At 63.1% G+C, this 25,325-nt stretch carries 25 protein-coding genes; 11 read left to right on the top strand and 14 right to left on the bottom strand.

The genetic code is table 11. The features are described 5' to 3' along the window. Positions 1–66: 66 nt before the first annotated feature. Together BSP239C_RS02370 and BSP239C_RS02365 are read right to left on the bottom strand one after the other, a co-directional pair. Entirely contained in the window at positions 67–744 is a 678-nt protein-coding gene (locus BSP239C_RS02370) for an HAD family phosphatase (RefSeq protein WP_101570023.1), read from the bottom strand. A 100-nt stretch (positions 745–844) separates the two neighbouring features. Next, positions 845–1,594: a M50 family metallopeptidase gene (locus tag BSP239C_RS02365; RefSeq protein WP_101570022.1), complete on the bottom strand. Its 750-nt coding sequence runs from the start codon at positions 1,592–1,594 to the stop codon at positions 845–847. A gap of 209 nt (positions 1,595–1,803) precedes the next feature. On the opposite strand from BSP239C_RS02365, the gene BSP239C_RS02360 reads away from it, so the two are divergent. Then, positions 1,804–2,484 carry a LysE family translocator gene (locus tag BSP239C_RS02360; RefSeq protein WP_101570021.1) on the top strand — a complete coding sequence of 227 codons (681 nt, stop codon included), beginning with the start codon at positions 1,804–1,806 and terminating at the stop codon, positions 2,482–2,484. A 117-nt stretch (positions 2,485–2,601) separates the two neighbouring features. On the opposite strand, the gene BSP239C_RS02355 is transcribed toward BSP239C_RS02360, so the two are convergent. Then, on the bottom strand, positions 2,602–3,696 hold the full coding sequence (locus BSP239C_RS02355; RefSeq protein ID WP_101570020.1) for an ABC transporter ATP-binding protein: 1,095 nt from the start codon (positions 3,694–3,696) through the stop codon (positions 2,602–2,604). A gap of 260 nt (positions 3,697–3,956) precedes the next feature. Here BSP239C_RS02355 and BSP239C_RS02350 point away from each other — a divergent pair, with 260 nt between their 5' ends. The 3 genes from BSP239C_RS02350 to BSP239C_RS02340 are packed head-to-tail and all read left to right on the top strand — an operon-like array spanning position 3,957 to position 7,175. Continuing rightward, the gene (locus tag BSP239C_RS02350) at positions 3,957–5,198 is read left to right on the top strand and encodes an extracellular solute-binding protein (RefSeq protein ID WP_101570019.1); all 1,242 of its coding nucleotides are present in this window, start codon (positions 3,957–3,959) and stop codon (positions 5,196–5,198) included. Next, positions 5,195–6,235 carry a carbohydrate ABC transporter permease gene (locus BSP239C_RS02345; protein WP_257930027.1) on the top strand — a complete coding sequence of 347 codons (1,041 nt, stop codon included), beginning with the start codon at positions 5,195–5,197 and terminating at the stop codon, positions 6,233–6,235. Before BSP239C_RS02350 ends, BSP239C_RS02345 begins: the two co-directional genes overlap by 4 nt. A 1-nt stretch (position 6,236) precedes the next feature. Further along, entirely contained in the window at positions 6,237–7,175 is a 939-nt protein-coding gene (locus BSP239C_RS02340) for a carbohydrate ABC transporter permease (protein ID WP_180958893.1), read from the top strand. Positions 7,176–7,203: 28 nt separating this feature from the next. Here BSP239C_RS02340 and BSP239C_RS02335 read toward each other — a convergent pair whose 3' ends face one another. From BSP239C_RS02335 to BSP239C_RS02305, 7 genes are read right to left on the bottom strand one after another with little or no spacing between them, the layout of a single operon-like run. Then, positions 7,204–8,217 carry a sugar phosphate isomerase/epimerase gene (locus BSP239C_RS02335; RefSeq protein WP_101570018.1) on the bottom strand — a complete coding sequence of 338 codons (1,014 nt, stop codon included), beginning with the start codon at positions 8,215–8,217 and terminating at the stop codon, positions 7,204–7,206. Continuing rightward, positions 8,214–9,185 carry a sugar phosphate isomerase/epimerase gene (locus tag BSP239C_RS02330; protein ID WP_101570017.1) on the bottom strand — a complete coding sequence of 324 codons (972 nt, stop codon included), beginning with the start codon at positions 9,183–9,185 and terminating at the stop codon, positions 8,214–8,216. The genes BSP239C_RS02335 and BSP239C_RS02330 overlap by 4 nt, the downstream gene beginning before the upstream one ends. 15 nt (positions 9,186–9,200) lie before the next feature. Continuing rightward, complete coding sequence (locus BSP239C_RS02325; RefSeq protein ID WP_101570016.1) at positions 9,201–10,412, bottom strand: substrate-binding domain-containing protein; 1,212 nt, start codon at positions 10,410–10,412, stop codon at positions 9,201–9,203. Positions 10,413–10,428: 16 nt separating this feature from the next. Beyond that, positions 10,429–11,517 (bottom strand): ABC transporter permease, encoded by a 1,089-nt coding sequence (locus tag BSP239C_RS02320; RefSeq protein WP_101570015.1) that lies wholly within the window; start codon positions 11,515–11,517, stop codon positions 10,429–10,431. After that, positions 11,514–12,683 (bottom strand): ABC transporter permease, encoded by a 1,170-nt coding sequence (locus BSP239C_RS02315; RefSeq protein ID WP_257930026.1) that lies wholly within the window; start codon positions 12,681–12,683, stop codon positions 11,514–11,516. The genes BSP239C_RS02320 and BSP239C_RS02315 overlap by 4 nt, the downstream gene beginning before the upstream one ends. Next, positions 12,680–14,224, bottom strand: coding sequence for a sugar ABC transporter ATP-binding protein (locus BSP239C_RS02310; protein ID WP_101570014.1), 1,545 nt, complete (start codon positions 14,222–14,224; stop codon positions 12,680–12,682). Before BSP239C_RS02310 ends, BSP239C_RS02315 begins: the two co-directional genes overlap by 4 nt. Then, positions 14,221–15,321 (bottom strand): Gfo/Idh/MocA family protein, encoded by a 1,101-nt coding sequence (locus BSP239C_RS02305; protein WP_101570013.1) that lies wholly within the window; start codon positions 15,319–15,321, stop codon positions 14,221–14,223. The genes BSP239C_RS02310 and BSP239C_RS02305 overlap by 4 nt, the downstream gene beginning before the upstream one ends. A 109-nt stretch (positions 15,322–15,430) precedes the next feature. Between BSP239C_RS02305 and BSP239C_RS02300 the strand changes: the two genes are divergently transcribed. The 3 genes from BSP239C_RS02300 (at position 15,431) to BSP239C_RS02290 (ending at position 18,633) form a co-directional block, all read left to right on the top strand. Next, entirely contained in the window at positions 15,431–16,618 is a 1,188-nt protein-coding gene (locus tag BSP239C_RS02300) for an ROK family transcriptional regulator (RefSeq protein ID WP_101570012.1), read from the top strand. A gap of 123 nt (positions 16,619–16,741) precedes the next feature. Beyond that, positions 16,742–17,581 carry a PhzF family phenazine biosynthesis protein gene (locus BSP239C_RS02295; protein ID WP_101570011.1) on the top strand — a complete coding sequence of 280 codons (840 nt, stop codon included), beginning with the start codon at positions 16,742–16,744 and terminating at the stop codon, positions 17,579–17,581. Further along, positions 17,578–18,633: an isoprenylcysteine carboxylmethyltransferase family protein gene (locus tag BSP239C_RS02290; protein WP_101570010.1), complete on the top strand. Its 1,056-nt coding sequence runs from the start codon at positions 17,578–17,580 to the stop codon at positions 18,631–18,633. Before BSP239C_RS02295 ends, BSP239C_RS02290 begins: the two co-directional genes overlap by 4 nt. 3 nt (positions 18,634–18,636) lie before the next feature. Here BSP239C_RS02290 and BSP239C_RS02285 read toward each other — a convergent pair whose 3' ends face one another. Further along, positions 18,637–19,005 (bottom strand): VOC family protein, encoded by a 369-nt coding sequence (locus BSP239C_RS02285; RefSeq protein WP_101570009.1) that lies wholly within the window; start codon positions 19,003–19,005, stop codon positions 18,637–18,639. A 73-nt stretch (positions 19,006–19,078) separates the two neighbouring features. Between BSP239C_RS02285 and BSP239C_RS02280 the strand changes: the two genes are divergently transcribed. Further along, positions 19,079–19,549: a MarR family winged helix-turn-helix transcriptional regulator gene (locus BSP239C_RS02280; RefSeq protein ID WP_101570008.1), complete on the top strand. Its 471-nt coding sequence runs from the start codon at positions 19,079–19,081 to the stop codon at positions 19,547–19,549. 47 nt (positions 19,550–19,596) lie between these two features. On the opposite strand, the gene BSP239C_RS02275 is transcribed toward BSP239C_RS02280, so the two are convergent. The 3 genes from BSP239C_RS02275 to BSP239C_RS02265 all read right to left on the bottom strand — a co-directional run bounded on the left by BSP239C_RS02275 (position 19,597) and on the right by BSP239C_RS02265 (position 23,262). Further along, a complete protein-coding gene (locus BSP239C_RS02275; RefSeq protein ID WP_257930023.1) occupies positions 19,597–20,064 on the bottom strand; it encodes a VanZ family protein in 468 nt (155 codons plus the stop codon). A 116-nt stretch (positions 20,065–20,180) separates the two neighbouring features. Continuing rightward, the gene (locus BSP239C_RS02270) at positions 20,181–21,266 is read right to left on the bottom strand and encodes an NAD(P)-dependent alcohol dehydrogenase (RefSeq protein WP_101570006.1); all 1,086 of its coding nucleotides are present in this window, start codon (positions 21,264–21,266) and stop codon (positions 20,181–20,183) included. 184 nt (positions 21,267–21,450) lie between these two features. After that, on the bottom strand, positions 21,451–23,262 hold the full coding sequence (locus BSP239C_RS02265; protein WP_101570005.1) for a bifunctional 3'-5' exonuclease/DNA polymerase: 1,812 nt from the start codon (positions 23,260–23,262) through the stop codon (positions 21,451–21,453). Between the two features lie 275 nt (positions 23,263–23,537). On the opposite strand from BSP239C_RS02265, the gene BSP239C_RS02255 reads away from it, so the two are divergent. The 3 genes from BSP239C_RS02255 to BSP239C_RS02240 all read left to right on the top strand — a co-directional run bounded on the left by BSP239C_RS02255 (position 23,538) and on the right by BSP239C_RS02240 (position 25,267). Continuing rightward, complete coding sequence (locus BSP239C_RS02255; RefSeq protein WP_101570004.1) at positions 23,538–23,918, top strand: YciI family protein; 381 nt, start codon at positions 23,538–23,540, stop codon at positions 23,916–23,918. A 279-nt stretch (positions 23,919–24,197) separates the two neighbouring features. Then, positions 24,198–24,581 carry a helix-turn-helix transcriptional regulator gene (locus BSP239C_RS02245; RefSeq protein WP_101570003.1) on the top strand — a complete coding sequence of 128 codons (384 nt, stop codon included), beginning with the start codon at positions 24,198–24,200 and terminating at the stop codon, positions 24,579–24,581. Beyond that, positions 24,578–25,267 carry a cation transporter gene (locus BSP239C_RS02240; protein ID WP_101570002.1) on the top strand — a complete coding sequence of 230 codons (690 nt, stop codon included), beginning with the start codon at positions 24,578–24,580 and terminating at the stop codon, positions 25,265–25,267. The genes BSP239C_RS02245 and BSP239C_RS02240 overlap by 4 nt, the downstream gene beginning before the upstream one ends. Positions 25,268–25,325 lie beyond the last annotated feature (58 nt).

The following is a 25,325-nucleotide window of genomic DNA, read 5'->3' as shown; positions in this document are numbered from 1 at the left end:
CACTGAGCAACCTATCCGGGCGCACCTCCCAGCAGGCCCGGCGAACTCCGTCCAGATCCAGCAATATCAGCGCAGGAGCAACCCCGGCAGCTGCTGCATCTCGGTGAAGATCTCATGGACTCCCACGTCTTCGAGCACTTCGGGCCGTTGGTGGACTGGTGAGTCAGGGCAGAACCCGAGCACGTGTGCGCCCGCCGCCACTCCCGCTTTCACACCGGTCGGTGAATCCTCAATCACTGCTGCCTCGGCAGGATCGACGCCGAGAGCATCGGCGGCCGCCAGATACACATCCGGAGCCGGCTTCGACTGCGGCAGCTCCATACCGGAGAAGATCCGGCCGTCGAAGACGCCGAAAAGTCCAATCTTCTGCAGCTGCAGGTTGATCTTGGGACGGTCAGCGCTCGATGCAACCGCGAGCCGGCCGGGGTAGGCGGCGTCAAGGGCACGAACCGCCTCGGCGACTCCCGGAATTGCTTCCAATGAAGCCTCGAGAGCGTCATTGCGACGCTCACGGAACTCGCTGAGCCACTGCGCGTCGATGCGGACTCCGGAATGTTCCTCGATGACGTCGGCCTCATCGCGGAGCATCTTCCCGACGAACCGGGAAATGCACTCCTCCCGCGAGATCTGCCACCCCATTTCATTGAGCATTTCCCACAGAACCGTGTTCGTGAGGCGCTCAGAGTCGACGAGCACTCCGTCGCAGTCGAACAACACAGCGGCATACTTCGGGCTCAGATTCATACTCCGATTCTGCCATTCGGCACTGACCCAGCTGCCGCCGCCCTCGGTCTCGAGCCGCCCCGAGTGACCTCAGATCGGTCGTGGAACACCCAGCCTCAGATCAGCCGAGCGAAAGCGTGGATGCCGAATACAGGATGGAGGTGGAGGCGAGCGCGCAGACGATGATGACCAGCGCGAACAGACTCAGCCAGGCGCCCGCGGGCAGGCTGGAGCCCTGGGCGAGGATGTAGGCGTCGGACTGCTGGATATGGCGCCTGCGGGTGTGGACTCTGATGACCTTGACGAGGTCCTTGAGCGAGCCGATAGCCAGAGCTGTTCCCAGGCCGGCGACGAACACGGAGATCCATTCGATCGGCAGGAACACGACGACGAGCTGCGCGGCCACAGCCGTGACCACCGCGATCAAGGCGCCCGCGAGGTTCCGGATGAAGATGAGCGCAACAAGCAGGATGAGGGCACCGACCGACAGCGCCAGAGGAGCCCAGCCCTGAGTCGCCGAGGTGATGAGGACCAATCCGAGGACGCCGGGTGCCGGATATCCCCAGAAGCCCGACCAGGTCGCGGAGAAGCCGACCTTGCCGAAGGAGTTCATCTGTCCGGAGTGGTCGAAATTCAGGGAGATTCCCTTCACGACTCGACCGGTCATCAGCGCGGCGAAGGCGTGGCCGAGTTCGTGCACGAAGGTGACGAACATGCCGAAGAAGCGCCAGATTCCGGGCGTCAGCGTGACGAGAAGAGGAATGCCGATGACGAGGAGCAGCTGCACGGCATCGGGCTCAAGGCCGTCCTGGCGCCCGAATCCGGACGTGATGGCGTCCCACCATGTCGATAGGCCTTGATTCAGATCCACGCGGGCACCGCCGACATCGTCCGCACCACAGACAACTGCTGCTCATTCATAGCGGCCCAGTCTATGAATTGAGTCTGAGTGGAGTCTTCAGGGTCCCCTCCGCCCGACGTCTCCCCGCCCGACATCTCCCCGCCCGGCACCCGTCACGTGATCGAAATCTCCGCGTCAGCCCCTTACCTGCGGTTCAGTCGCGACCATAGAATTCTTCTGTGCCGACCACCGACGCTCTTCTCGCTTTTCTCGCCGCCGCCCTCATCATCATCGTGATCCCGGGGCCCACAGTGCTCTTCGTGGTCGGCCAATCACTGTCCCATGGACGACGGTCGGGCCTGACGAGCGTACTCGGCGGCAGCGTCGGCATCATCCCGCTCATTGTGGCCGTGGCTTTCGGAGTGGGCACGGTCGTCGCCCAGTCGGTCGTGATCTTCACGATCGTCAAGATCCTCGGCGCCGGCTACCTCGTGTACTTGGGTGTTCAGGGCATCCGTCATCGCAAGATCGGCAATGAAGTGCCCGAGGACCCGACACTCGCCACAAGCGGCGACTGCGAGGTGGATTCCTTTGTCCCTGCCGGACGCGAACTCAGCTACCGCTCAATGTTCATGCAGGGCTTCATCGTGGGCATCTCGAACCCGAAGACCATCATCTTCTTCGTCGCGGCCCTCCCGCAATTCGTCTCGATCGAAGCCGGACATGTGCCGCTGCAGATGATCATCCTCGGTCTCTTCTTCCAAGCCCTCGCCCTGTTCTCCGACGGCTCCTGGGCATTCATCGCCGGAACGGCGAGAAGCTGGTTCGCTCGCTCGCCGAGGCGGATGTCGCGTATCCGTGGAATCGGCGGCGGCATGCTCATCGGCTTAGGCGGAACCCTGGCCTTCGCCAGCCAGTGAAAGTGTTCGGTGCCAGCCCGGTGACACCGTTCGGATCCAGCCGGTGACACCGTTCAGTTCCAGCCAGTGACACCGTTCAGTTCCAGCTGCTGACGCTGTTCGGCGTCAGTCACCGACTCAGCCGACCAGCTGCTGCGTCTGGGAATCGAAGACTCGGACCTGAGTGGGGTCGATATGGACGGTCAGCCGCTCACCCCGGCGGGGCACTCCGCCCTTGCTCAGGCGTGCAACGAAAGGTTTGTCCCGCAATCGCAGGGGATCCTGATTCGGGGTGGTGCCGTAGACAAAGGTGTCGGAGCCGAGCTCCTCGACGAGGGAGATCTCGAGGTCGAGTGGGCTGGTGCCCTCACCCGGGGTCACGGAGAAGTCCTCAGGACGGACTCCGAGCACGATCTCGTCACTCGAGTCTGGAAGATCCGAGCGCAGAGGCACGGTGATTCCAGAACCGCTCGCACTGCCATCTGCGTTCCGCGTTGCGGAAATGAGATTCATCGTCGGGGATCCGATGAATGCGGCGACGAAGAGAGTAGCCGGAGAGTTGTAGAGTTCCCGCGGGGTACCGATCTGTTCGATGTGCCCCTCGTTCATCACCACGACCCGATCGCCCATCGTCATCGCCTCGGTCTGATCATGCGTGACGTAGACCGTGGTGACACCGAGCTTGCTCTGCAGTGCCGAGATCTGCGCGCGCGTCTGCACTCGCAGCTTCGCATCGAGGTTCGACAGGGGCTCGTCCATGAGAAACACCTTGGGGCGTCGGACAATTGCGCGCCCCATCGCCACCCGCTGACGTTGACCGCCGGAGAGAGCCTTGGGCTTGCGCTCGAGCAGATCTTCCAACTCCAACATCGCCGCAGCCTCGGCGACCAGGTCCCGTCGTTGCGCCTTGGGCATACCGGCATTCTTGAGAGCGAACTCCATATTCTCCGAGACAGTCATATGGGGATAGAGGGCATAGGACTGGAACACCATCGCCACGTCCCTCACCTTGGCGGAGACATCGGTGACGTCTTCACCGTCGAAGAGAATACTGCCGACGCTCGGAAATTCGAGTCCTGCCAGCATTCGCAGCGTTGTCGACTTGCCACATCCCGACGGTCCGACAAGGACGAGGAACTCACCGTCGACGACGTCGAGATCGACATCTGAGACAGCAGGACGGTCCGTGCCCGGATAATTCAGCCCCACACCGCTCAATGAAACGTTGACCATAGACTTCCTTCACTCGCCTCACCGTTGAGAACTACTTCCTTAGAAAACCAAACTTAGAGCATAGTCTTGCACGAAAGTATGATAAACAATACGCCAAAATGCTCGATTTGACCTCAATTACATCACTGATGCGATTATATACTTGACCTGTGACCCTACTCACTACATACTTTCATTCATTGCATCTGTTCTGGTCAATGTGACGAGTCGACGGCGACTGGGACATCGGATACACCAATTCTGGTCACGGAGAACAGCATATGAAGAGAACACGCAGCCTTGGCATCCTCGCCGCCGCTGCAGCCCTGTCGATGACGATATCCGGCTGCGGTTTCGGAGGATCCAGTTCCGACGGCGATACAGACAAGACCACCCTGGACTTCCTCGTACCCACGTATTCCGACGCAACGAAGGGACTGTGGGAGGACGTCATCAAGGGATTCGAGAAAGAGAACGACGACATCAAGGTCAATCTCGAGGTGCAGTCCTGGGACAACCTCGAAAAGGTCGTGTCAACGAAGATCCAGGCCGGCGAGGCTCCCGACATCTACAACGGCGGCCCCTTCACCGGCTTCGCCTCTGACGACCTGCTCTACAAGGCCGAAGAGGTCACGAGCCCCGAGACCATGTCGGACTTCGACGAGGGATTCCTCAAGAATGAGACCCTAGACGGCACGGCCTACGCCGTCCCCCTCATCGCCTCGGTGAGGGCACTGTTCGTCAACAACGAACTGCTCGACAAGGCCGGCGTGAAAGAGGCACCCAAAGATTGGGACGAGCTCCTCTCCGCGTCCAAGAAGGTCTCCAAACTCGGTGATGGGGTCGCCGGATACGGCATGCCGCTGGGATCCGAGGAGGCTCAGGCCGAAGCCGCAATCTGGCTGTGGGGCGGAGGAGGCACCTTCGGCGACGAAAAGAAGATCACGATCGATTCCCCGGAGAACAAGGCGGGTGCCGAGCAGATCAAGAAGATGATCGATGCCGGTGCAACGCAGGATGACCCAGGATCCTCTCAGCGCACGCCGCTCCTCGACATCTTCGTCCAGGGAAAGATCGGCATGCAGGTCGGCCTTCCCCCTACAGTCGGCCAGATCGAGGAGTCCAACCCTGACCTCGACTACTCGGTCGTCCCGATCCCGACGAAGGACGGATCGGCGATGACCCTAGGCGTCGGTGACCAGCTCATGGCGTTCAAGAACGACGACGACAAGGCCGAGGCGATCACCAAGTTCTTCGACTACTTCTACACCACCGACAACTATCTCCCCTGGGTCGAGGCTGAGGGCTTCCTGCCCGTGACGAAGTCCGGTTCGAAGAAGCTTGAGTCCGATGAGGACCTCAAACCATTCCTCGACCTGCTGCCCGATTCGAAGTTCTACCCGTCGACCAACTCGAAGTGGTCTGCCGCGGACGGTGCGTTCAAGTCACTCTTCGGTGAACTCGAATCCAAGCCGGCCGCTGATGTCCTCAAGCAGATCCAGGATCAGGTCGACGAAGGGTGAGTCGCGCGACCTCCGACTCGCAGTCGGGTTCAGACGTCGGCACCATCGGCGGCCGGGACACCGCTGATGGTGGCGTCACTGAACGTGGCGCTGCAAACCGCGGCACCAGCAAAATCGGTGCAGCTCGTGGGGGCAGAGGTGTCGTGCGTGGTCAGGTCGGCTGGAAGGACACGCTGCGGGCCCTGCCTTGGCTGGCCCCCGCGCTCATCCTCATTGTCGGGGTCGTGTTCTTCCCCGCCGGGCTGATGTTCTTCAACTCAACCAGGGACCTCGCGATTTCTGGTCTCGACAAAGGCTCGGTGGGCTTCGCCAACTACGCCGAGGTGTTCGGCTTCTCTCAGTTCTGGCCGATCATCTTCCGAACCTTCGTGTGGGTCGTGGCCGCTGTCGGTCTCACCGTCGTGATCTCCCTGGGTCTTGCACAGGTGCTCAACAAGGCATTCCCAGGTCGCCAGCTGGTCCGCATGGCCGTGATCATCCCGTGGGCCGCCTCGGTGGTGATGACGACCATGGTCTTCTACTACGGCCTCGAACCGTATTTCGGAGTGATCAACAAGTTCCTCGTCGATGTCGGCTTCATCGAAAATTCGACCGGATACGGATGGACGAAGAACCCGACGACTGGATTCATCTGGTCAATCGTCATTGCGATCTTCGTGTCTCTGCCGTTCACGACATATACCCTGCTGGCGGGGTTGGCCACGGTGCCCGTCGATACGGTCGAGGCTGCGAAGATGGACGGCGCCGGCCCCATCCGCACGTATTTCGCGGTGGTCCTGCCGCAGCTGCGTGGCGCACTCAGCGTCGCTGTGCTCATCAACATCATCAACGTCTTCAATTCGCTGCCGATCCTCAAAGTGATGACCGGGTCGATCCCCGGGTACGGCGCGGACACGATCATGACGCTCATCTTCAAGTACATCGAGCTGCACCGAAAGGTCGATGTGGCCAGTGCCCTGTCCGTCATCGCCTTCCTCATCGTGATCGTCGTCGTCATCGTCTACGTCAAAGTCGTCAAACCCATGCGAGAGGTCTGATATGGAAGCTGCACCGACTTCTCCTGCCACCACCTCGCCGGTGGACAATAACGGCGGATCAGGATCCGGATCTGGACCGGTTCCGCGCACCCGCCGCTACACCGCCGACAAGGTCCCCCTGGGCACCGTGATTCTGCGCATGGCCGTCGGGTTCTTCATACTCGCGGTCTTCATCCTGCCCTACCTCATCATGTTCTTCGGTTCGGTGAAGACGAAGTCGCAGATCAGGTCCGTCGATCCGACGTATTTCCCGCAGGAATGGCACTGGGAGAACTTCGTCGACATGTGGTCGACTCCGGAGACGCCGCTCGTGCAGAACATGATCTCGACGGTCATCATCGCGGTGTGTGCGACATTGCTCGTCCTCGCTGTCGCCCTGCCGGCGGCCTATTACACAGCCCGGTTCAAGTTCCCCGGACGGATGGTCTTCCTCTTCCTCGTCATCGTCACGCAGATGCTGCAGCCGGCGGTGCTCACCTCGGGCTTGTTCCGCCAGTTCTCGATGCTGGGAATGAATGACACATGGGCAGCGATGATCGTGGTCAACGCCGCATTCAACCTGTCGTTCGCGACCTGGATCATGCACTCGTTCTTCGCCGGGATTCCGAAGGAGATCGACGAGGCTGCTCGCATGGACGGTGCCTCGCAGATGTCCGTTCTGTTCCGGATCAATCTGCCCCTCGTGTGGCCGGGCATCGTCACGGCGATCATCTTCACCTTCGTGGCGTGCTGGAACGAGTTCGCCGCATCACTTGTCATTCTCTCGACCGCGGGCAATCAGCCGATCTCAGTGGCGCTGACGAAGTTCGTCGGGCAGTACGAGACGAGCTGGCAGTATGTCTTCGGAGTCTCGATCATCGGCATCCTGCCGGTCGTGCTGCTGTTCATGCTCATCGAAAAGCGCCTCGTCGGCGGGCTCACCACCGGCGGCGTCAAATAGGCAGCACGGGCGGTGTGAGAGTGACCGGCTACTGGTTGGAGAAGGCCGCGTCGAAGGACGTCTCGGGGCCCTTCCACAGCAATTCACGGATGCGCACGACCGCCTCGGCGGCACCGTGGAGTCGATCCATTCCGGCGTCTTCCCATTCGATCGAGATCGGCCCGCTGTAGCCGATCGACCTCAGCGCTCGAAACGCGTCCTCCCAGTGCATGTCCCCGTGTCCGGTCGACACGAAATCCCACCCTCGCCGAGGCTCGCCCCAGGGGAGATGTGACCCGAGGATTCCGCTTCGTCCGCTCGCAGGCCGAAGCCGTGTGTCTTTGCAGTCGACATGGTAGATGCGGTCGGCGAAATCAGTGATGAAGCCGATCGTGTCCAATCCCTGCCACAGCAGGTGGCTCGGGTCCCAATTGAGACCGAATGCTTCCCGGTGATCGATGCACTCCAGTGCCCGTACCGTCGTCCAATAGTCGTATGCGATCTCCGATGGATGAACCTCGTGAGCGAAGCGCACCCCCTCACCGTCGAAGACGTCGAGGATGGGATTCCAGCGTTCTGCGAAGTCTTCGTAGCCGGCATCGATGACCTCGGCAGGCACCGGCGGGAACATCGCCACGTACGGCCAGATCTTCGATCCGGTGAACCCGACGACCGTGTCGACCCCGAGTTTTCGGGCCACTCGTGCCGCCCGCTTCATATCCTCCGCCGCTCGTCGGCGAACGCCTTCCGCTTCACCATCTCCCCAGACATAGTCACGCACGATCGCCTGATGGCGAAAGTCGATGGGGTCATCGCAGACGGCCTGCCCCGCCAGGTGGTTAGAGATCGCCCACACCTTGAGTCCGTGCCTGTCCAGAATATCGAGGCGTGACTCCAGGTACGCCGGATCCTCATCGGCTCGGGCCAAATCCAGGTGATCACCCGAGCAGGCGATCTCCAACCCGTCGTATCCCCACGACGCGGCAAGCCGAGCCACCTCCTCGAATGGCAGATCGGCCCATTGACCCGTGAATAGGGTGACTGGATGCGATGAGTCGGTCATTGCTGCTCCTTTGCAGTTGGATTCACTGGGTCGTCCATCTTCGCTGGCTCGTCCATCTTCGCTGGCTCGTTCATGTTCGCTGTCTCGTCGATATTCGCTGCTGTGGAGGCTCGCCGACGCTGCAGTTCGGTCAGAAACTCGGCGCTGGCCCGCGCCAGCTCGTCCTGCGTCTTCGCCAAGGGACGCCAGATGGATGCGGCCACGGCGATGGTGTCGTTGTCTGCGGTGAAGCTCTCCAATGTCAGAGCCCCTGCGTAGGAGATGTCGTCGAGTGCGTCGAAGAAGGCATCCCAGTCCGTATGGTCACCGCCGATGGGTCCGCGATCGTTGCCGCACACCTGCACGACCCGACAGTGAGCGCCGGCGGCTCGGATCGCGGCTGCCGGCGAGCGCTCTTCGATGTTGAGGTGGTAGCTGTCGAGTGCCAGCCCGACTCCGCGTCTCAGCAGAGGCTCCAGGGCCTCAAGTGCCTGGTCGACGGTGTTGATGATGCTAGTCTCATAGCGATTGAGCGGTTCCACGGCCAGGGTCACGGCTCGTTCGGCGGCGTAGTCGGCCACGGGTCGCAGTGCTTCCCGCAGCGTGTCAATGACCTTTCTGCGCTCGTCGGCATCCATCCGCCAGACTCGGCCCGTCGCCGCGGTGAACGGTCCAGCCACGGTGGGTGAACCTACTTGGAGAGCCACATCGACACAATGCCGCAGGTAATCCTGGGTGTCGGCACGGTAGAGCGGGTCGATGAGGTCACGACCTGGCCCCATCGCTCCCACGATCCGGGCACCCATGCCGAACTCAGCGAGCACCTCGGCGGTGACATCTGGATCCCAATCACCCGGGCGCTCGACGGGCAGCTCCAGCAGACCGAACCCGAATCCTCGGGCTCGGTCCGCCAGATCGCCGAGGCTCTCCGTGGTCAGCGGAGATGTCCACACCCAGGTGTTGACGCCGATCTCACGTGGTCTGGTCATGTTGGAACTCCCCGATCAGGGGATGACTCGGTCCTGCCACACCTGCGGGAATCCGGCCATGTCTTCGCCGCCGAACTTCGCATAGTGGCCATCAGGCATTCCCTTGTTCCGGTCGAGGTACTCATCCAGGTCCTCGGCCGTGATCGGGCTCTGGGGCAGCACCCATTCTGTCGGGACTTCCTGGCCCTTGAAGATCTTCTCCGCAGCCAGCAGAGGTGTCCGCCACTGGAAGTTCGTGTACACAGGCGCCAGAGCGGTCATCTCGGTATCCTTCCACTTCCGCAGGAAGCTCAGCTCGTCCTCGCCGGTCATCACCGGATAGTCCTTGCCGGCGTCTTCGAAGGCTTCGATGGCGGAGACGGCGCCGTCTCCCGCGTCCATCCAGATACCCTGAACGTCGCCCTTCGCGAGTTCATCGGAGACGACCTTCTTGATCTCGGCCGGGTCGCCTTCGGTGAAGTAGTCGACGACGTCGATTCCGGCCTCGTCGAAGAGTTTGTCCGCTGCCGCCCAGCGCTGTTCGAGCACGTCGACTCCGGGCAGGATCCGCAGAGCCACGACCTTGTCGCCCTTGCTGAGGTTGTCGATGAGGAACTGTGAGGTGTCGATGCCCCAGGCGAATCCGCCGATGGGGTGGATGAACGTCACGGCACAGTCCGTTTCGACTCCCCGGTCGAAGACGATCACGGGTTTGTCGGTCTTGCAGGCGCGCTCGACGGCCGGCGTGATTGCGGCAGTCGAGTTCGGGGAGATGATGAAGCCGTCGCAGTTGCCTTCGGCAATGAAGTAGTCGATGTCCGCGATCTGCGTGTCATCGTTGTCCTGGGCGTCCCGAGTCTCCATCTCGGTGATGACACCGTCCTGCTTCAGCTCCTTCAGCTGCTCATTCATCGTGATCCACCCGGTTTGGCGCCAGGGGTTGGAGATCGATGCGTTCGCGAAGCACATCTTCTTCCCACCGTCGGATTTGAATTCCGAGGTGTCCCCCATCTCCGGGTTGATCATCTGCAGATAGGGCTTGTCGTCCGGCCCTTCAGGCACGACCTCGCGTTGTTTGAACTGCTGGTCGTAGACCTCTTGGTCGAACCAGTCCTCGGACGGAGCCTCTTCCTGCGCCCCATCGCCTTCGGCCGCCGGTTCCACAGACGGGTCGGTCGTGCACCCCGCCAACGCAATGAGAGCGGCGGCGCTGGCAATGCCGATCGCGCTCCTCAGTCCTCTTCTCATGATGTCCTCTCCCTTGTCATTTCCGTGCGGCATCGTCGCCGCCGGTGAGTTGGATCGGCGAAGCTGCCCCCGCCGAGGTGGTATCCGCCGAAGTGCTCGGCCGCTTGCGTTTCTTCGCGAAGATCACGCCGGAGTATGCAACCGCCGCGATGATGATGGCTCCCTGGATCGCGTCGCGCATGGTCGCTGGCACCGAGGTGAAGTTGAGCAGAGTGAACAGCGACTCGAGTGTGAAGGCACCGATGAGTGCACCGAGAACCGTGCCGCGTCCGCCGCCGAGGACCACTCCTCCCAGGACCACGGCCGTGATCGCAGTGAATTCGTACCCCTGACCGACCGAAGGATGAACTCCGGCATAACCGGCCAGAAGGACTCCGGCCACCGTGGCCGCCAGGGACGAGAGGACGAAGGCGAAAGTCTTCGTTCTCCACACGTTCGCTCCGGCGAAGGCCACCGCCTGCGCGTTGTCGCCGATGGCGACCACGATCCTGCCGTATGGCCGCCGCGAGATCCAAACGGCGAACACGATGACTGCGAGCAGAATGAGAACGGCATAGGGCAGGAGGCCGAGGATGGGGAGTCCTTCGATGCCGCCACGTCCCAGCCGCCGGAAGGATTCGGCGGGGTTACCTGTCGCGGCTCCGCCCGTCCACCACATGACTGCGCCGTGGATGACGAGCATGGTGCCGAGGGTGACGATGAACGAGGGGACCTTGAGCAGCGTCGTCGCCAGCCCGTTGACGATGCCGACTACGATGCCGATGACCAGCATGAGGAGGAGCACCGGCACGGTCTTCGAGTCGTCCTCGCCGATGAGATGCCCCGCGGTCATCACCTGGGCGGTGACCACTGCTCCCATCGACAGGTCGAACTCACCGCTGACGATGACGAAGTACTGGCCGATGGCGACGATGGCCACGGGCGAGACCCGCTGGATGAAGCGCATGAGTGCCCCGGGTTCTGCGAAGCCCGGATTGAGGACCACGATGGCGATGAGAAGGACGATGAGGAGGACTACCACGGCTCCACGCGGATCCGCGGCCCGCTCGAGCAGGCGACGAAGTCCCCCGTCGCCGAGGTGGGTCTGGGCAGCACTCGAATTCATCCTCGGCTCCCCTCATGATCACTGCGCACTCCGTCTGCGTCAGCGGGCGCCGACTCGGCGGTGGACGCTGGCCCTGCGGCGGGCGCAGATTCTGCAGCCGACTCTGGGTCTGCAGCGGACACAGGCCCTACAGCGGGCACCGACTTTGCGGCCGGAACCGCTCCGGCAGCGATATTGGGTCCGGTAGGTGAGTCGGCGAAGCGGATTCTGCGAGCGATGACACGACGGCGAGCATAGAGCGCAACGGCGATGATGATGACGAGTCCACGGATGACGTCCTTGAGGAATGGGTTGAACTGCATGACGCTCATGAGGTTGTCGAGGACCGCGAAGATCGCGACGCCGCCGATGGTTCCCCAAATCGAGCCACGCCCACCCATCAGCACAGTTCCGCCGAGGACCACCGCCGCGATCGAAAGCAGATCGTAGCTGCCTTGGGAGCCGACAGTCGGGCTGCCGACCCCCAGGCGACTCGCCAACAGCAGGCCCGCCAGTCCGGCGCAGACGGAACTGCCGATGTGGGCGCCGATCAGCGGCAGACGCTGCCGAACGCCGGAGAGTCGCGCGACTTCCGAGTTGCCGCCGACAGCGAAGAGATGGTGCCCGAACCTGGTTCGGACTAAGAGGAAGGCCACGAGCCCGGCAAGGGCGAGCATCACGATCGTCGAGATCGGAACCGGTCCGACGCCGGTCGCACCGAAGAGTTGGAACGACCAGGGAACACTGCCTTCTGTGCCCTGATAGTTCGTGTCCAGATACCCTTTGAGGATGAGTCCGACCCCAAGGGTCGCAACGAATCCGTGAACTCCGAGGACGGTGACGATGAGACCATTGGCCAGCCCGATGCAGGCCGTGACCACCAGCGTCAGCAGCACTGCGGGAACCACCATCGCATCGCTGCCATTCATCGTCTGTGCCGCGACCAGACTGGCCAGGCTCATGACATAGGGAACCGACAGATCCAGGGAAGCTCCGAGGATCACCAGTGTCTGTCCGATGGCGACGAATCCCAACACGCTCATCCCCGTGAGAATGTCACGGATATTTCCCGGACTGAAGAAGTTACGACCGGTCGTAGCGACCAGGACGGCACCGATGATGAGCACTCCGATGAGCGCGAGGTAGACGAGAGCGGTGGTATCGAGGCGACGCAGATAAGCACTCATCGCTCCCCCACCACCCGAGGATCATCGCTGGCTGCACGCGCATCATCGCTGACCACCTGGGCCTCGGTTCCAGTGGCCAGAGTCAGGACCTCTTCCTCCGTCGAACTCGGAGGAAGCTCTCCGGCAATGCGACCGTCGGACATGACGAGGATCCGGTCGGACATTCCCAAGACCTCCGGGAGCTCGCTGGAGACGAGAATGATCGCCACACCTCGGCGGGCGAGGCTGCGGATCAGTGTGTAGACCGCGACCTTCGCACCGACATCGATTCCTCGCGTCGGTTCGTCGAGCAGCACCACGCGTGGGGAGGTGGCCAGCCATTTGGCCAGCACGACCTTCTGTTGATTGCCTCCCGACAGTGCTCGGACCTCCTGGTCCGCATTGCGGCTGATGACCTCGAGCGATTCGAGGATTTCTGGAATCTTGGCGCGCATGCCCGAAGTGCGAGAGGGGAACACCGAACGGATCGCCAGCAGCGCATTGTCGCGAATGGACTGGGAGAGCACCAGACCGGTGCCCTTGCGATCCTCCGTGACCAGGGCCAGACCCTGCCGGACTCCCTGTCGGGCAGTGGCGATGCGCACCGTCCTCCCGTCGAGGCGCAACATCCCGCGAGTGAATGGCTCGGCGCCGAAGAGCGCGGACAGCAGCTCCGAACGACCCGAACCCTGCAGCCCAGAGAGGCCGAGGATCTCGCCGGCACGAAGGTCCAAGGTGATGTCATCGAGCTGCTCGTTGCCTCCACCGGTCACCGAGAGCACGGTGTCACCGATCTGTGTTCCCGCCTCGGGGTAGGGGAAGAACGCGCTGATGGGTCTGCCGACCATGGCACGCACAAGCCCAGCCTGATCCATCTCGGCCGCCGGCCTGCTGGTGATGAGAGCACCGTCCTTCATCACGGTGATCGTGTCGCAGAGATCGAAGACCTCCTGCAGTCGGTGCGAGACGTAGATGATCGCCACACCTTTGGACGTCAGCGCTTCGATGACCCTGTAGAGGACAGCGACCTCATTGTCAGACAGTGCTGCGGTGGGTTCGTCCATGGAGATCACCCGAGCGTCCACGGAGAGCGCCTTGATGATCTCGACGATCTGCTGTTCGGCCACGGTCAGCCAGCCGACCTTCGCATCGGGGGTGATTCCCTCTACGGCGAGGTCGTCGAGAAGGGCCTGAGTCCTAGTTCGCATCGTGGCCACATCGACAAGTCCGCGCCTTCGGGGCTCGCGTCCTAAGAAGACGTTCTGTGCGACGGTTCGATCGGGCAGGAGATTGAATTCCTGGAACACGGTGGCCACGCCTGCGCGCCCGGCGTCGACGGGATGGGCGAAGTCGACGATCTCCCCATCGATGCGCACCTCGCCGCCATCCCTGCGGTAGACACCGGCGATGATCTTCATCAGGGTCGACTTTCCGGCCCCGTTCTCACCAACGAGGCCATGGACCGTACCGGCATGGACCTCGAGGGCAATATCGTGGAGCACTTCGACTCCGAAGAACTGCTTGCGGATCCCCTTGGCACTGAGCACCGGTGTCTGAGTCATCGCTGTTCGACCTCGACCCACCCACGTTCGGTCGCCGACTCGAGCACGGCCTCGGTCACCAGTGCCGCACGAACGCCGTCGGCCAAGGTCGGCACACCTTCACGTTCTTCACCGGCGAAGACAGCGTAGGAATCGGCGACGAACGCGTTGAACGCATCCTGATAGCCCTGCGGATGTCCTGCCGGGACCGTACACAGCCGGGCGGCATCGGGAGAGAGGATGTCGGGGTCACGCATCAGGAGCTGACTGCCGGATCGGCGGCCTACCCACAGCTCCTCCGGCCGCTCCTGGGCGAACCGCAGACTCTCCTTCGACCCTGCGACCTCGATGACGAGGCCGTTCTTACGCCCTGGTGCCAGCTGGGAGATGAGCACCGAACCGATTCCGCCTCCGCTCATCTCGACCGTCAGCGCTACCGTGTCTTCCGTGGTCACCGCGGCGCCACCTCGGCGGGGATGGACGGTTCTCGTCGTTGCGACCAAGGACACGATGGCCTCGTCAGTGATGAACTCGAGGAGATCGACGAGGTGGGAGCCGATGTCCGCGAATGCGCGGGACGGCCCTCCGGAACCGGAATCGACGCGCCAGTTGTCGTCCTCGGCGTTGAGCATCCAATCCTGAAGATAGCTGGCATCGATGGTCAGAAGAGCCCCGACATCTCCGCGTCGAATTCGGGCTCGAGCCTCGCGCACCATCGGGTGATAGCGGTAGACGAACGGGACTGTTCCGCCCAGTCCGAGGGCGCTCGCACGGTCGCTGATGGTGCGCGCGGTGGCAGCATCGACGGCCAGCGGCTTCTCGCAGATGATGTGGAAACCCGCGTCGAGAGCACGCAGTGAGTGTTCGGCATGGGTGCTGTTAGGAGTGCAGACGTGGACGACATCGAGGTCGTGGTCGAAGAAGTCGGCACCGGTCACGGCTGCTTTATAGCCCAACTCCATCGCGGCCCTCCGGCTACCCGCTGCGCTCGAGGTTGCGATCACGTCGAGGCGAGCTCCGACGGTGCGAGCGGCACGAGTGTGTGTACGGGCCATGAAGCCGCCGCCCACCATCCCGATTCGCGGAGGTGAGGCAGAAGCCTGGGCGACAATGTCCATGAACCATTCTGACGCCAGTTTGCCTACTTTTGTCAAGCAAATTTTAAAAGTATGTTCACAATCGTCATCTTTAGGCAATGACAATTACGGAATGTGTTTTACTGAAGGGATGAACCAGGCGACCGTTTCGCAAGCCCCAGACCTGTCGCATGCCGGCGGGCTCTTCCAGCTTCTGCGTGACGGACAGCCGCGGACTCGGGCCGATCTGGCTCAATCGACCGGCCTCTCGCGTCCCACCGTCGCACAGAGAATCGACCAACTGCTCAGCCTCGGGCTCATCACCCCGGTCAGTGACGCCGTATCCACAGGGGGCCGTCCGAGCTCCCAGTTCGCCTTCAATCCTCAGGCTCGGGTCGTCGTCGCTGCGGACTTCGGTGCCTCACACGCTCGGCTGGCGGTAACGGACCTGACCGGCACTGTCTTTGCGGAGCTCGGCGAGGAACGCGAGATCTCCGAGGGACCTGTCGGTGCCATCGAGTGGCTGACCACCTCGGCGCTGCGTCTGCTCGAGGAGGCCGACCGAAGCTCCGCGGACGTGGTCGGGGTGGGCATCGGGCTGCCCGGACCGGTCGAGTTCTCAACCGGGCGCCCGATCAATCCGCCGATCATGCCCGGCTGGGACCGGTTCGATCTGCCAGGAGCTCTCAAAGAGACGTTCTCCGCCCCGGTCCTCGTCGACAACGACGTCAACATCATGGCCCTCGGTGAGCAGACATCGGCCTGGCCCGACACCACCGATCTCATCTTCGTCAAGGTCGCGACCGGCATCGGAGCCGGAATCATCTCCGGCGGCTCTCTGCGCCGCGGATCCCACGGCGCCGCAGGAGACATCGGCCACGTCGCCCTACCTCGCGCAGCCGATATTCCATGCGCCTGCGGCAATCGCGGATGCTTGGAGGCAGTCGCCTCTGGACGGGCGATCGCTCGCGAGCTAGCACAATCGGGGTTGGCAGCCACGACACCGGCCGACGTGGTGGGACTCGTCAAGGCAGGTGACCTGCAGGCGATACAGGCGGTCCGTCAAGCCGGCCGCGACCTCGGCGAGGTGCTCACCACCTGCGTGAGCCTGATGAATCCCTCGCTCATTCTCATCGGCGGGACCATGGCTCAAGCGGCCGAACACCTCGTGGCCGGAGTTCGCGAAGTCGTCTATGCGCGCTCCATCCCGTTGTCGACCGAGCATCTGACGATCGCCCCATCGCGGGCGGCCGGAGATGCCGCGATCCTGGGTGCAGCTCGTCTAGCCATCGACGCGGCTTTGTCGCCCGACCGGATTGCCGCCGCGCTCAGCCGATAGCCGCAGTGAGGAAGGTCCCACACGCCCCACTCCTCCTCAGTGCCTGTTCCACGAGGTCGCACCCTTACCATAGGAAGTGCGCACCCCCAAGAAACAGCGCCCTTTCAACAAAGGAGTCCCCTCTTGCCCCATAATCGAGCTTTCGCCCAAGTCGATGTCTTCTCCAGCGAGCCCTATCGCGGCAACCCTGTGGCTGTGATCCTCGATGCCGACGGGCTGACCGATGAGGACATGGCTCGGATCGCGAATTGGACGAACCTCTCGGAGACCACCTTCGTCCTCCCACCCAGTGACCCTCGCGCCGATTACCGCCTGCGAATCTTCACACCTGCCCGTGAGCTCCCCTTCGCAGGCCACCCCACCCTCGGCTCGGCGGCCGCATGGCTCGAGGCCGGAGGCATTCCGCGCAACGAGGGAACAGTGGTCCAGGAGTGCGGTGCCGGGCTCGTCAACCTTCGCCGAGGTGGCCAGACCTTATCTTTCGCCGCTCCCGACCCGATTCGCACCGGCGACCTCGACGAAGGCTTAGTCGAGCAGATCGCCGCAGCACTCCACATCGAGCGCGCCGAGATCCTCGGTCACCAATGGGTCGACAACGGACCCGGCTGGGCAGCGGTGAGACTGACGAGTGCGCAGCAGGTCCTGGGCCTCAAGCCCGACTTCTCGCAGATTCCCGACATCAAACTCGGCGTGCTGGGCTCCCACCCCGACGACAGCGACCATGAGTACGAGATCCGTGCATTCGTCCCCGGCGCAGGGGTCGCCGAAGATCCTGTGACGGGCAGCCTCAACGCTTCGGTCGCGCAATGGCTCATCGGTTCGAGCCTGGCACCGTCGAAGTACACCGTCACCCAGGGCACAGTGCTGGGACGAGCCGGAGTCATCTCGATCTCCCAGGAAGACGGTGAAGTCTGGGTCGGCGGACCCACGTCCGTGTGCTTCCGAGGGACGGCGTTCGCATGAGCCCTACCGACAAGAAGCCGGTCACCGGGATCAGGCACAACAAACGCCATACGCCGGACAAGCCGCTGCGAATCTTCCACGGCAGAATGTACTTCGCCCTCCAGGCCCTTGCAGGAGCCGCCTGGTGGCTCGGAGTCATCACTCTGCCTGCAGTGTGCGATGCGACACTGGGCGGCCTCGACCCGCTGCTCGTCTCCATCATCGACATCCCGCTCTTCGTCATCGGCTCTGCCCTGTCAGCCCTCAACTTCCGCTGGGCCGTGTGGATCGCCGCCTCCTGGACCACCCTCGTCGCGGTCTTCATGGTCATCTATGCCACCGTGACCACCGAGGCGGGACTGGGCGCAGTCCTCATGGTGGCCGCCGCACTCGGCAGCGTCATCGCCGGGACACTCATGATCCTCGGAAAGATTCCGTCTGATCGGCTCATTGCCGGTCCGTTCGCCTTCCGCAGCTCGCACACCCGCATCCGCGGCCAGCTGCTGGTGCGGACCACGATCCAACTGGTGATCTTCTGGGGTGTGTTCCTCGTGGTACTGCCCGCGATCATCAATTCCTTCGAAGACCGCTGGAACCTGGCGGTGAAGTTCCCGATCCTCGTGATCGTGGCCGGCTTCGCCCTCCTTGCCCTCTTCAGCGTCCTGGGCGTGTGGTCGGCGCGGGCCGTGGCGAACTTCGGTTCGGGTACGCCGTTGCCTGCCGCGATGGCGAACCACCTCGTCGTCCGTGGCCCCTACGCCTTCGTCCGGAACCCGATGGCGATCGCCGGCATCGGCCAGGGTGTGGCGATCGGCATCTTCATCGGCTCCTGGATGGTCATCGTCTACGCCCTGGTCGGATCCCTGCTGTGGAACTGGCTGATCCGACCGCACGAGGAAGCCGACCTGCGTCAGCGCTTCGGCGCCGAGTACGACGACTACGCTGCACGTGTCTCCTGCTGGATTCCGCACTTCTCCAGTTCTGACGACGACTCCGACGACACCACGGACGACAATTCAGACGATGGTGCCGACGATGACTTCGGCGACAGCTTGGGCGATCGCGAGAAGTAGTGCTCAGCTCGCGTCGTGGACCGTCACCGCATAACCTTCAGGATCGACGAAGGTGAAGGTCAGCCCGAAGGGACTCGGCGCGGGCGCACGCAGAATCTCGACGCCTGAGGCGGCGAGACTATCGTGCAGTGCCTGTGAGTCATCGCAACTGAACCACAGTGCGACTCCGGTGCCTGGTCGCTCGACCGAGTCGAGATCAACATCGGGCAGAGGCTCACGGACGGCGAATGGTATCGGTGAGGTGGCGAAGAGAACTGCACCGGGAGGCGCTGTCGGCGCCCGCTTGAGTCCGATCTGCGTTTCGTAGAATTCGGCCGCCTTCTCAAGGTCTCGTACTTGAAGTGCAAGGAAATCCGGTCCTGTCACTGTCATGATCGCTCCAATCTCCTGTTCCTGCTTCCAATGTCAGTGTGCTGACATAATCAATGTATGTCAGAATACTTACATGAGTCAAGAGTCAATTGCTCCCGGCGCCCTCGAAGCGATGATCGGCTACCAGCTCAAGCACCTGCAGTCGGTCCTGCGCTCACGCATGGACGAGACACTGCGGCCTTTGGGCCTCTCAACCCCGCAGTATGCCTGCCTCGAGCTGCTGCGTCGGTCCCCGGGAGCGTCGAACTCCGAACTCGCCCGCGGGGCATTCGTCACCCGACAGACGATGAACACCCTGTTGAGAAGTTTGCAGGACAGTGGTCTCGTGACGCGTGCAACGAAGGCCGAAACAGGCAGGGCCCTGCCGACGACCCTGACCACCGAGGGAGGCGAGGCCCTCGATCAGGCCGTCGAACGGGTCGAGAGGATCTCCGCACTCATGGTCTCCACACTCGCTCCCGAACTGAAGGCCCACCTCGGCGAGGCTCTCGACCTGTGCATCGGCGCCCTCGAAAACGAGGATCCGAAGAGCACACCTACGTGAGCTGAGATCGTCGAGCTTGAGGATTGAGGCCGCAGAGACGCCCGTCTTCAACGCACCACGCGGTCGGTCTCGTCCGGGTCGCCTCGCGAGGGCAGCAGGATCATGAGGACCAGCGCGAGGACAGCACCGATTCCGGCCCCGAGCGTGTTCGTGATGAGGTCGCTGATCGTGGCGTAGCGGGTGGGTGAGAGCAGTGTCGCCTGGGTTCCCTCGATCAGGCAGGTGAACACCGCGCCGGCCACCCAGCCGACCCACCAGCGCCTGCGACCCTTGTGCAGTGCGATCAGGAACCCGAACGGAACGAACATGGCGACATTCGCCAACTTTTCGACGAGCGTATAGGTCAGCCACGATGTCACCTGATGATCGGCGAAGAACTGGAGCAGCCTGCCGATCGGGCCAGCAGGGCCGGTGTCGAGCTGCATCGGGGTCAAGGTCACGAAGCCGATGAACAGGGTATAGAGGATCAGCAGCACAAGGGGCGCATCGCCCATCCGCCCACGCCTGCCTGTCATGCGATTCAGACTACCCGTACATCTTTAAGGCAGCACATGCATTGCGGTCTCCCGCAGTCCTCGTATTCTGCGCACCCGTCGACCCCCGGCCAACGGTGACCGCCTAGGTGAGACGATCAGACGTTCGCAACCACCTCGGCGCCCTCGAAGTCCGCGGTGTCGATGACGGCGCGGAAGTACACGTCGCCGGCGACGACGCGCTCGTAGGTCGCATCCGCCTCGTCGATGCCGACGGTCTCGATCTTCGCCGCGATGTCGTGCTTCGCGCAGAAGTCGAGCATCTCCTGGGTCTCGGCGATGCCGCCGATCATCGATCCGGCCAGCACCTTGGAGCCGCCGATGACGGAGGCGAAGGACAGCTGCTGCTTCTCCGGAGGCAGGCCGACGACGGTCATGACTCCGCGCGGCTTGAGCAGGCTCAGGTATTTGTCGACGGGAATGCCGGCGCTGATCGTGTTGAGGATGAGGTCGAACTCTCCACGGTGCTGGCTGAAGAAGTCATCGCCTGTCGTGGCGAGCATCTGCTTCGCGCCGAGCTCGAGCGCCGCCTTCTCCTTATTCAGGGTGCGGGAAAGGACGGTGACCTCGGCCCCCATAGCGACAGCGATCTGGACACCCATGTGGCCGAGTCCGCCGAGACCCAGAACGGCGACCTTCTTGGGTGCACCGTCCTTGCTTTCACCTGCACCCCAACGGTTGAGCGGAGCGTAAGTGGTGATGCCGGCGCAGAGCAGTGGGGCTGCGACGTCGAAATCGAGGGCGTCGGGAATGCGGCACACGAAGCGCTCGTTGACAACGACCTTCTCGGCGTAGCCGCCTTGGGTGATGGTGCCGTCGACGTCAGGGGCGTTGTAGGTGCCGACGCTGCCGTTGAGGCAGTTCTGTTCCTGTCCGGCGCGGCATTCTTCACATTCGCCGCAGGAATCGACCATGCAGCCTACGCCCACCCGGTCGCCGACCTTCCAACCGGTGACATCACTGCCGACGGCTTCGACGACGCCGGCAATCTCGTGGCCGACGGTCAGAGGGAAGCTCGCCTCACCCCATTCATTGCGGATGGTGTGGATGTCACTGTGGCAGATCCCGGCGGCCTTGATGTCGATGACCACGTCATCGGGCCGAGGATCGCGGCGTTCGATGTTCGCGACGCGGAAGGGCTCGTCAGGGCCGGTCTTCTGCAGTGCTTTGACGGTGAAGGTCATGAAAACTCCTCTGTGCTGTGGCGACTCCGAGTGCTGTAGCGACTCCGCTGCGGGGCCGCGGATACCTTACATGCAGCACCGATTATCTGTCGCGTATTCCGGGGCCCACCCGTGATCTCTGCGACAGCTGATGTCCCTGCACAGTCCGCTGCCGGTTCGTCGCCCGCTAGTCGTTTGCCGTCCCCTAGTCCTTCGCGGCCCGCTCGGAGATCGTGAGGTCGAGGGGGAAGTCGACAGGTGCATTGCCGAATAGGAGCTTCCCCGCCGAGGCGGCCGCTTCCCTGATCGCTTCCGCCGCGGCTTCGGCCTGCTGGGCCGGCGCGTGCACGATGACCTCATCGTGAAGGAAGAACACCAGGTGAGCCCGCCGGGAGAACACCGGTCCCGAGGCTGCGGCCACGTGACCCACCGGCTCCCCCGCCGACGCGGTGCCCGGGTTCCCGTCATCGACGCTCGGCAGCTGTGACAACCGCAGTCTCAGGTCGGCCAACCAGGCCAACGCCCATTCGGCGGCGGTGCCTTGAACAACGAAGTTGCGGGTGAAGCGGCCTTGATCACCGGCGGCACGACGGGCCCGGTTCTCATCCGCCGGTGTGGCGTCGAACTGGTTGGCCGCGGACTGGACTCGTCGCCAGCCTTCGCCTGGCACCGGAGAGGTTCGACCCAGCCATGTGGACACGACGCCTCCGGCCGCGCCCACCTCGGCGGCGGAGTCGACCAGGCCCATTGCGGCGGGGAAACTAGTGCGCAGGCGGGGCACGAGCCGACCACTGTCACCCGTCGTCGAACCGTACATCGCGCCGAGCACGGCGATCTTCGCTTCCTGCCGGGTGGCGACGATGCCTTCGTCGACGAGGCCCGAGTAGAGGTCACGGCCACGCCCGGCCTCGGCCATGGCCCGATCACCGGACATGGCGGCGAGTGCGCGTGGCTCCAGCTGGGCGACATCGGCTGAGACCAGACGCCACCCCGGGTCCGCACGCAGTGCCGGCCGCAGCTGACGGGGAATCTGCAGGGCCCCGCCACCGCTGGCCGCCCAGCGTCCGGTGACGACGCCTCCGGGAACGTAGACGGGACGGTACCGACCCTCGCTGACCCATTCGTCGAGCCAATGCCAACCATTGGCAGAGAGCAGACGAGACTGCTTCTTGTACTGCAGCAGGGGTGCGATGGCCGGGTGTTCGCTCTGTTCGAGCTCCCATTTCGAGGTCGAGGCGACGTTGATTCCGGCACTGTGCAAAGAGTGGAGGAGTTTGACGTGGGAGTCCAGATTTGCCCGCGGATCATCCAGAGCGGTCCGCACCTCCTCGGCGACGGCGAGCATCTTGGCCGGCTTCGCATCGCGGGCCGGACGGGGTCCGAGCTCCTCAGCGAGGATGCGGTCGTGTTCGGCAACGTCCCAGGGCACCCCGGCCGCCTGCATCTCTGCGGCCACCAGCCCACCGGCGGACTCCGCGGCCAGCAGCAGACGCAGCCGACCAGGATCGGAGGCAGTCTGCAGGGCCGTGGACTGACGTGCGAATTCGGCCAGCGCAGACTCGATGTCGTGCGGGACCGTTTTGATGTGGCTGCGTCGCTCGGTGACCTCGAACAGTGCCTCCGCCTCCGGCGCGGTCGGTGCGCTCACTGGGCCCGCGTCCCATTCTTCGGCGCCGGCGACGTCGCTGCGGTCGCTCACGAGTTCCGAGCGCATGAGGATCGCGTGGGCCAGCCGCAGGTCATAGCAGCGTTCGATCTGCACACCGGCAGCCAGCAGGGCTGGGTACCAGTTCGGAGTGTCACTGAAGACCCACCTCGGCCGCCCCTGTGCTTCACATTCGCGCACGAACCTGGGCAGCTCATCGGCGCCGAGGTGGTGGCTGCCGATCCGCTGTCGGGCACCGTCGAGGTCGACGACGGCGATCTTCGACCCCATACCCCGCACGCCGCCGAGGGCGCTGTCGGGAGCACGTCCGATCACGCACCATTCAGGCATGTCGGTGGCTGGGTTGGTCATGCCTCAACAGTACTGCGAAGGATGGACGTGGCCGCGACCGTGGGTCCGGCGCCAGCCCCACCAGAACGCACACGAACTCTGGTGTCGATGAAGCAGATGGTGGAGTATCGCGTGACTCCTCTGCTGCGGCGGACGATTGCAAAGCGCTGAGGCTCTCGCGCAACAGGTGAATTCCGGTAATAATAGTCCTCAACGTGTCGAATCGACGTGTACTCAGTCGTCTCAATGATGAGCGACCGAAACGCGGTCGCACATGAGATGAACGGAGCGAAACAATGCGCTGCTCACTGGTCTTCCACGCACCCGAACCCCACGAAGTCGGCCACCAGCCCTCCCCCGAGGTGATCGAAGAGATGCAGAAGCTGATGTCCGACTACGCCGATGCTCTCTACTCCGCAGGAGTCTTCGTCGCCGCCGAGATGCTCGAACCGCAGGCAAAGACGACAACCATCACTCGCCGAGGTGGCTGTGTCGTCATCGAGGACGGTCCCTTCGCAGCAACGAAGGAGGCGCTGGCCGGAGTCTTCGTCATCGACGTCGAGAGCCGAGACGCGACCCTGGCCTGGGCAGAGAAGTTCCCCGGGACCAGCTATGGAGTCGTCGAGGTCAGAGCGGCGGCAGTCTCCTATATAGACGGTCACTGGGTACAGCCCTGAGCTCGGCTCCCGAACGCGGCGTGGATGTGTGGCGGGAGCGCGGAGTCCCGACGAATCTCGAGGGGGTGGCTCTATCGGGTTGCCCTCAATACACGAAAGGACGTGCTGCCTGATCGACGCCTCGAACTTCTGGGCGCATGCGCTCACCCGGACATCGATCCGGGAGTCAGACCGCTGCGCATGCTCTCTGCAGTCATGCGACCCGGAAGGTGATCCAACAGGCCAACATATACGTTCAGCCCTATCGATATAGGTCAGCGTATACTGTATGGTCAGTATATGCTGACTATTGCTTCTCGCGTCGACGTGATGAACCGTCTGGGTCGAGCCATGGCCGATTCAACCCGCTCGCGAATCCTGCTCTCGCTGTTGGACTTTCCCAGATATCCTGCGCAGCTCGCGCGCGATCTGGATCTGACCAGGACGAACGTCTCAAATCATCTCGCCTGTCTGCGCGGATGCGGAATAGTTGTTGCCGAGGCTGAGGGGCGACAGACCAGATACGAGATCGCGGATCCCCACATCAGCTCGGCCCTCAACAGTCTGCTCGACGTCACTCTCGCAGTCGACGAGAGCGCCCCCTGCCTCAACCCCTCCTGCACCGTGCCCGGCTGCTGCGATCGCGAACCTGCCGAGGACCATGACAGTGGGACCAAGGCGTGAGCAACACGGCTGTTCCCATAGCTCCACCACGCGTACAGGTTCTGCGTCGACGCATCAGGATCGTCGTGGCCATCACCATCACTTGGAACGTCATCGAAGCCGTTGTGGCTCTCATCGCAGGTGGGGCAGCCTCGTCGGCGGCTCTCATCGGGTTCGGGCTCGACTCGATCGTCGAAGTCCTCTCCGCGGCAGCCGTGGCATGGCAATTCGCAGCGCCCGACCCCGAGCGGAGGGAGAAGACGGCCCTGCGCGTGATCGCGGTGTCCTTCTTCGCCCTGGCAATCTACGTCAGCGTCGATGCGATCGCCTCCCTGACCGGTTGGCGCGATCCAGAGCATTCCACCGTCGGCATCGTCATCGCCGCGCTGAGCCTTCTCGTCATGCCGTTCCTCAGCTGGTTCGAACGTCGCACGGGTCGCGAACTCGGGTCCGCCTCGGCGATCGCAGATTCCAAACAGACCTTGATCTGCACGTATCTCTCTGCCGCTCTGCTCGCAGGATTGCTGCTCAACAGCATCATCGGGTGGGCATGGGCGGACTCCGTCGCTGCTCTCGTGATCGCCGTCTTCGCCATCAGAGAGGGCATCGAAGCATGGCGCGGGGATGCCTGCTGCGCCGCACCGGTGTCTGTGCTCACCGGCGAGCACGAGGCCGACGGCTGTGCTGGCGAGCGCTGTCAGGATTGACCTCGGCAGACTGTGCGCCCAGGACTCAGGGCGATTTCTCACTTCACCGACAACCCCA

Origin of the sequence: Brevibacterium sp. 239c (genome assembly GCF_900169365.1) — a bacterium.
In the GTDB taxonomy this organism is placed as follows: Bacteria; Actinomycetota; Actinomycetes; order Actinomycetales; family Brevibacteriaceae; genus Brevibacterium.
The sequence above is the reverse complement of the archived record's forward strand: the minus strand, read 5'-3'. Positions and strand labels throughout refer to the sequence as shown.

What these genes read in the sequence shown, in the direction of transcription:
- BSP239C_RS02255 (WP_101570004.1), top strand. Translation starts at nt 23,538, where the DNA reads ATGCGCTGCTCACTGGTCTTCCACGCACCCGAACCCCACGAAGTCGGC.
- BSP239C_RS02270 (WP_101570006.1), bottom strand. Translation starts at nt 21,266, where the DNA reads ATGACCTTCACCGTCAAAGCACTGCAGAAGACCGGCCCTGACGAGCCC.
- BSP239C_RS02325 (WP_101570016.1), bottom strand. Translation starts at nt 10,412, where the DNA reads ATGAGAAGAGGACTGAGGAGCGCGATCGGCATTGCCAGCGCCGCCGCT.
- BSP239C_RS02315 (WP_257930026.1), bottom strand. Translation starts at nt 12,683, where the DNA reads ATGAGTGCTTATCTGCGTCGCCTCGATACCACCGCTCTCGTCTACCTC.
- BSP239C_RS02370 (WP_101570023.1), bottom strand. Translation starts at nt 744, where the DNA reads ATGAATCTGAGCCCGAAGTATGCCGCTGTGTTGTTCGACTGCGACGGA.
- BSP239C_RS02350 (WP_101570019.1), top strand. Translation starts at nt 3,957, where the DNA reads ATGAAGAGAACACGCAGCCTTGGCATCCTCGCCGCCGCTGCAGCCCTG.
- BSP239C_RS02305 (WP_101570013.1), bottom strand. Translation starts at nt 15,321, where the DNA reads ATGGACATTGTCGCCCAGGCTTCTGCCTCACCTCCGCGAATCGGGATG.
- BSP239C_RS02320 (WP_101570015.1), bottom strand. Translation starts at nt 11,517, where the DNA reads ATGAATTCGAGTGCTGCCCAGACCCACCTCGGCGACGGGGGACTTCGT.
- BSP239C_RS02275 (WP_257930023.1), bottom strand. Translation starts at nt 20,064, where the DNA reads ATGACAGGCAGGCGTGGGCGGATGGGCGATGCGCCCCTTGTGCTGCTG.
- BSP239C_RS02290 (WP_101570010.1), top strand. Translation starts at nt 17,578, where the DNA reads ATGAGCCCTACCGACAAGAAGCCGGTCACCGGGATCAGGCACAACAAA.
- BSP239C_RS02245 (WP_101570003.1), top strand. Translation starts at nt 24,198, where the DNA reads ATGCTGACTATTGCTTCTCGCGTCGACGTGATGAACCGTCTGGGTCGA.
- BSP239C_RS02300 (WP_101570012.1), top strand. Translation starts at nt 15,431, where the DNA reads ATGAACCAGGCGACCGTTTCGCAAGCCCCAGACCTGTCGCATGCCGGC.
- BSP239C_RS02265 (WP_101570005.1), bottom strand. Translation starts at nt 23,262, where the DNA reads ATGACCAACCCAGCCACCGACATGCCTGAATGGTGCGTGATCGGACGT.
- BSP239C_RS02310 (WP_101570014.1), bottom strand. Translation starts at nt 14,224, where the DNA reads ATGACTCAGACACCGGTGCTCAGTGCCAAGGGGATCCGCAAGCAGTTC.
- BSP239C_RS02340 (WP_180958893.1), top strand. Translation starts at nt 6,237, where the DNA reads ATGGAAGCTGCACCGACTTCTCCTGCCACCACCTCGCCGGTGGACAAT.
- BSP239C_RS02330 (WP_101570017.1), bottom strand. Translation starts at nt 9,185, where the DNA reads ATGACCAGACCACGTGAGATCGGCGTCAACACCTGGGTGTGGACATCT.
- BSP239C_RS02355 (WP_101570020.1), bottom strand. Translation starts at nt 3,696, where the DNA reads ATGGTCAACGTTTCATTGAGCGGTGTGGGGCTGAATTATCCGGGCACG.
- BSP239C_RS02285 (WP_101570009.1), bottom strand. Translation starts at nt 19,005, where the DNA reads ATGACAGTGACAGGACCGGATTTCCTTGCACTTCAAGTACGAGACCTT.
- BSP239C_RS02335 (WP_101570018.1), bottom strand. Translation starts at nt 8,217, where the DNA reads ATGACCGACTCATCGCATCCAGTCACCCTATTCACGGGTCAATGGGCC.
- BSP239C_RS02280 (WP_101570008.1), top strand. Translation starts at nt 19,079, where the DNA reads ATGAGTCAAGAGTCAATTGCTCCCGGCGCCCTCGAAGCGATGATCGGC.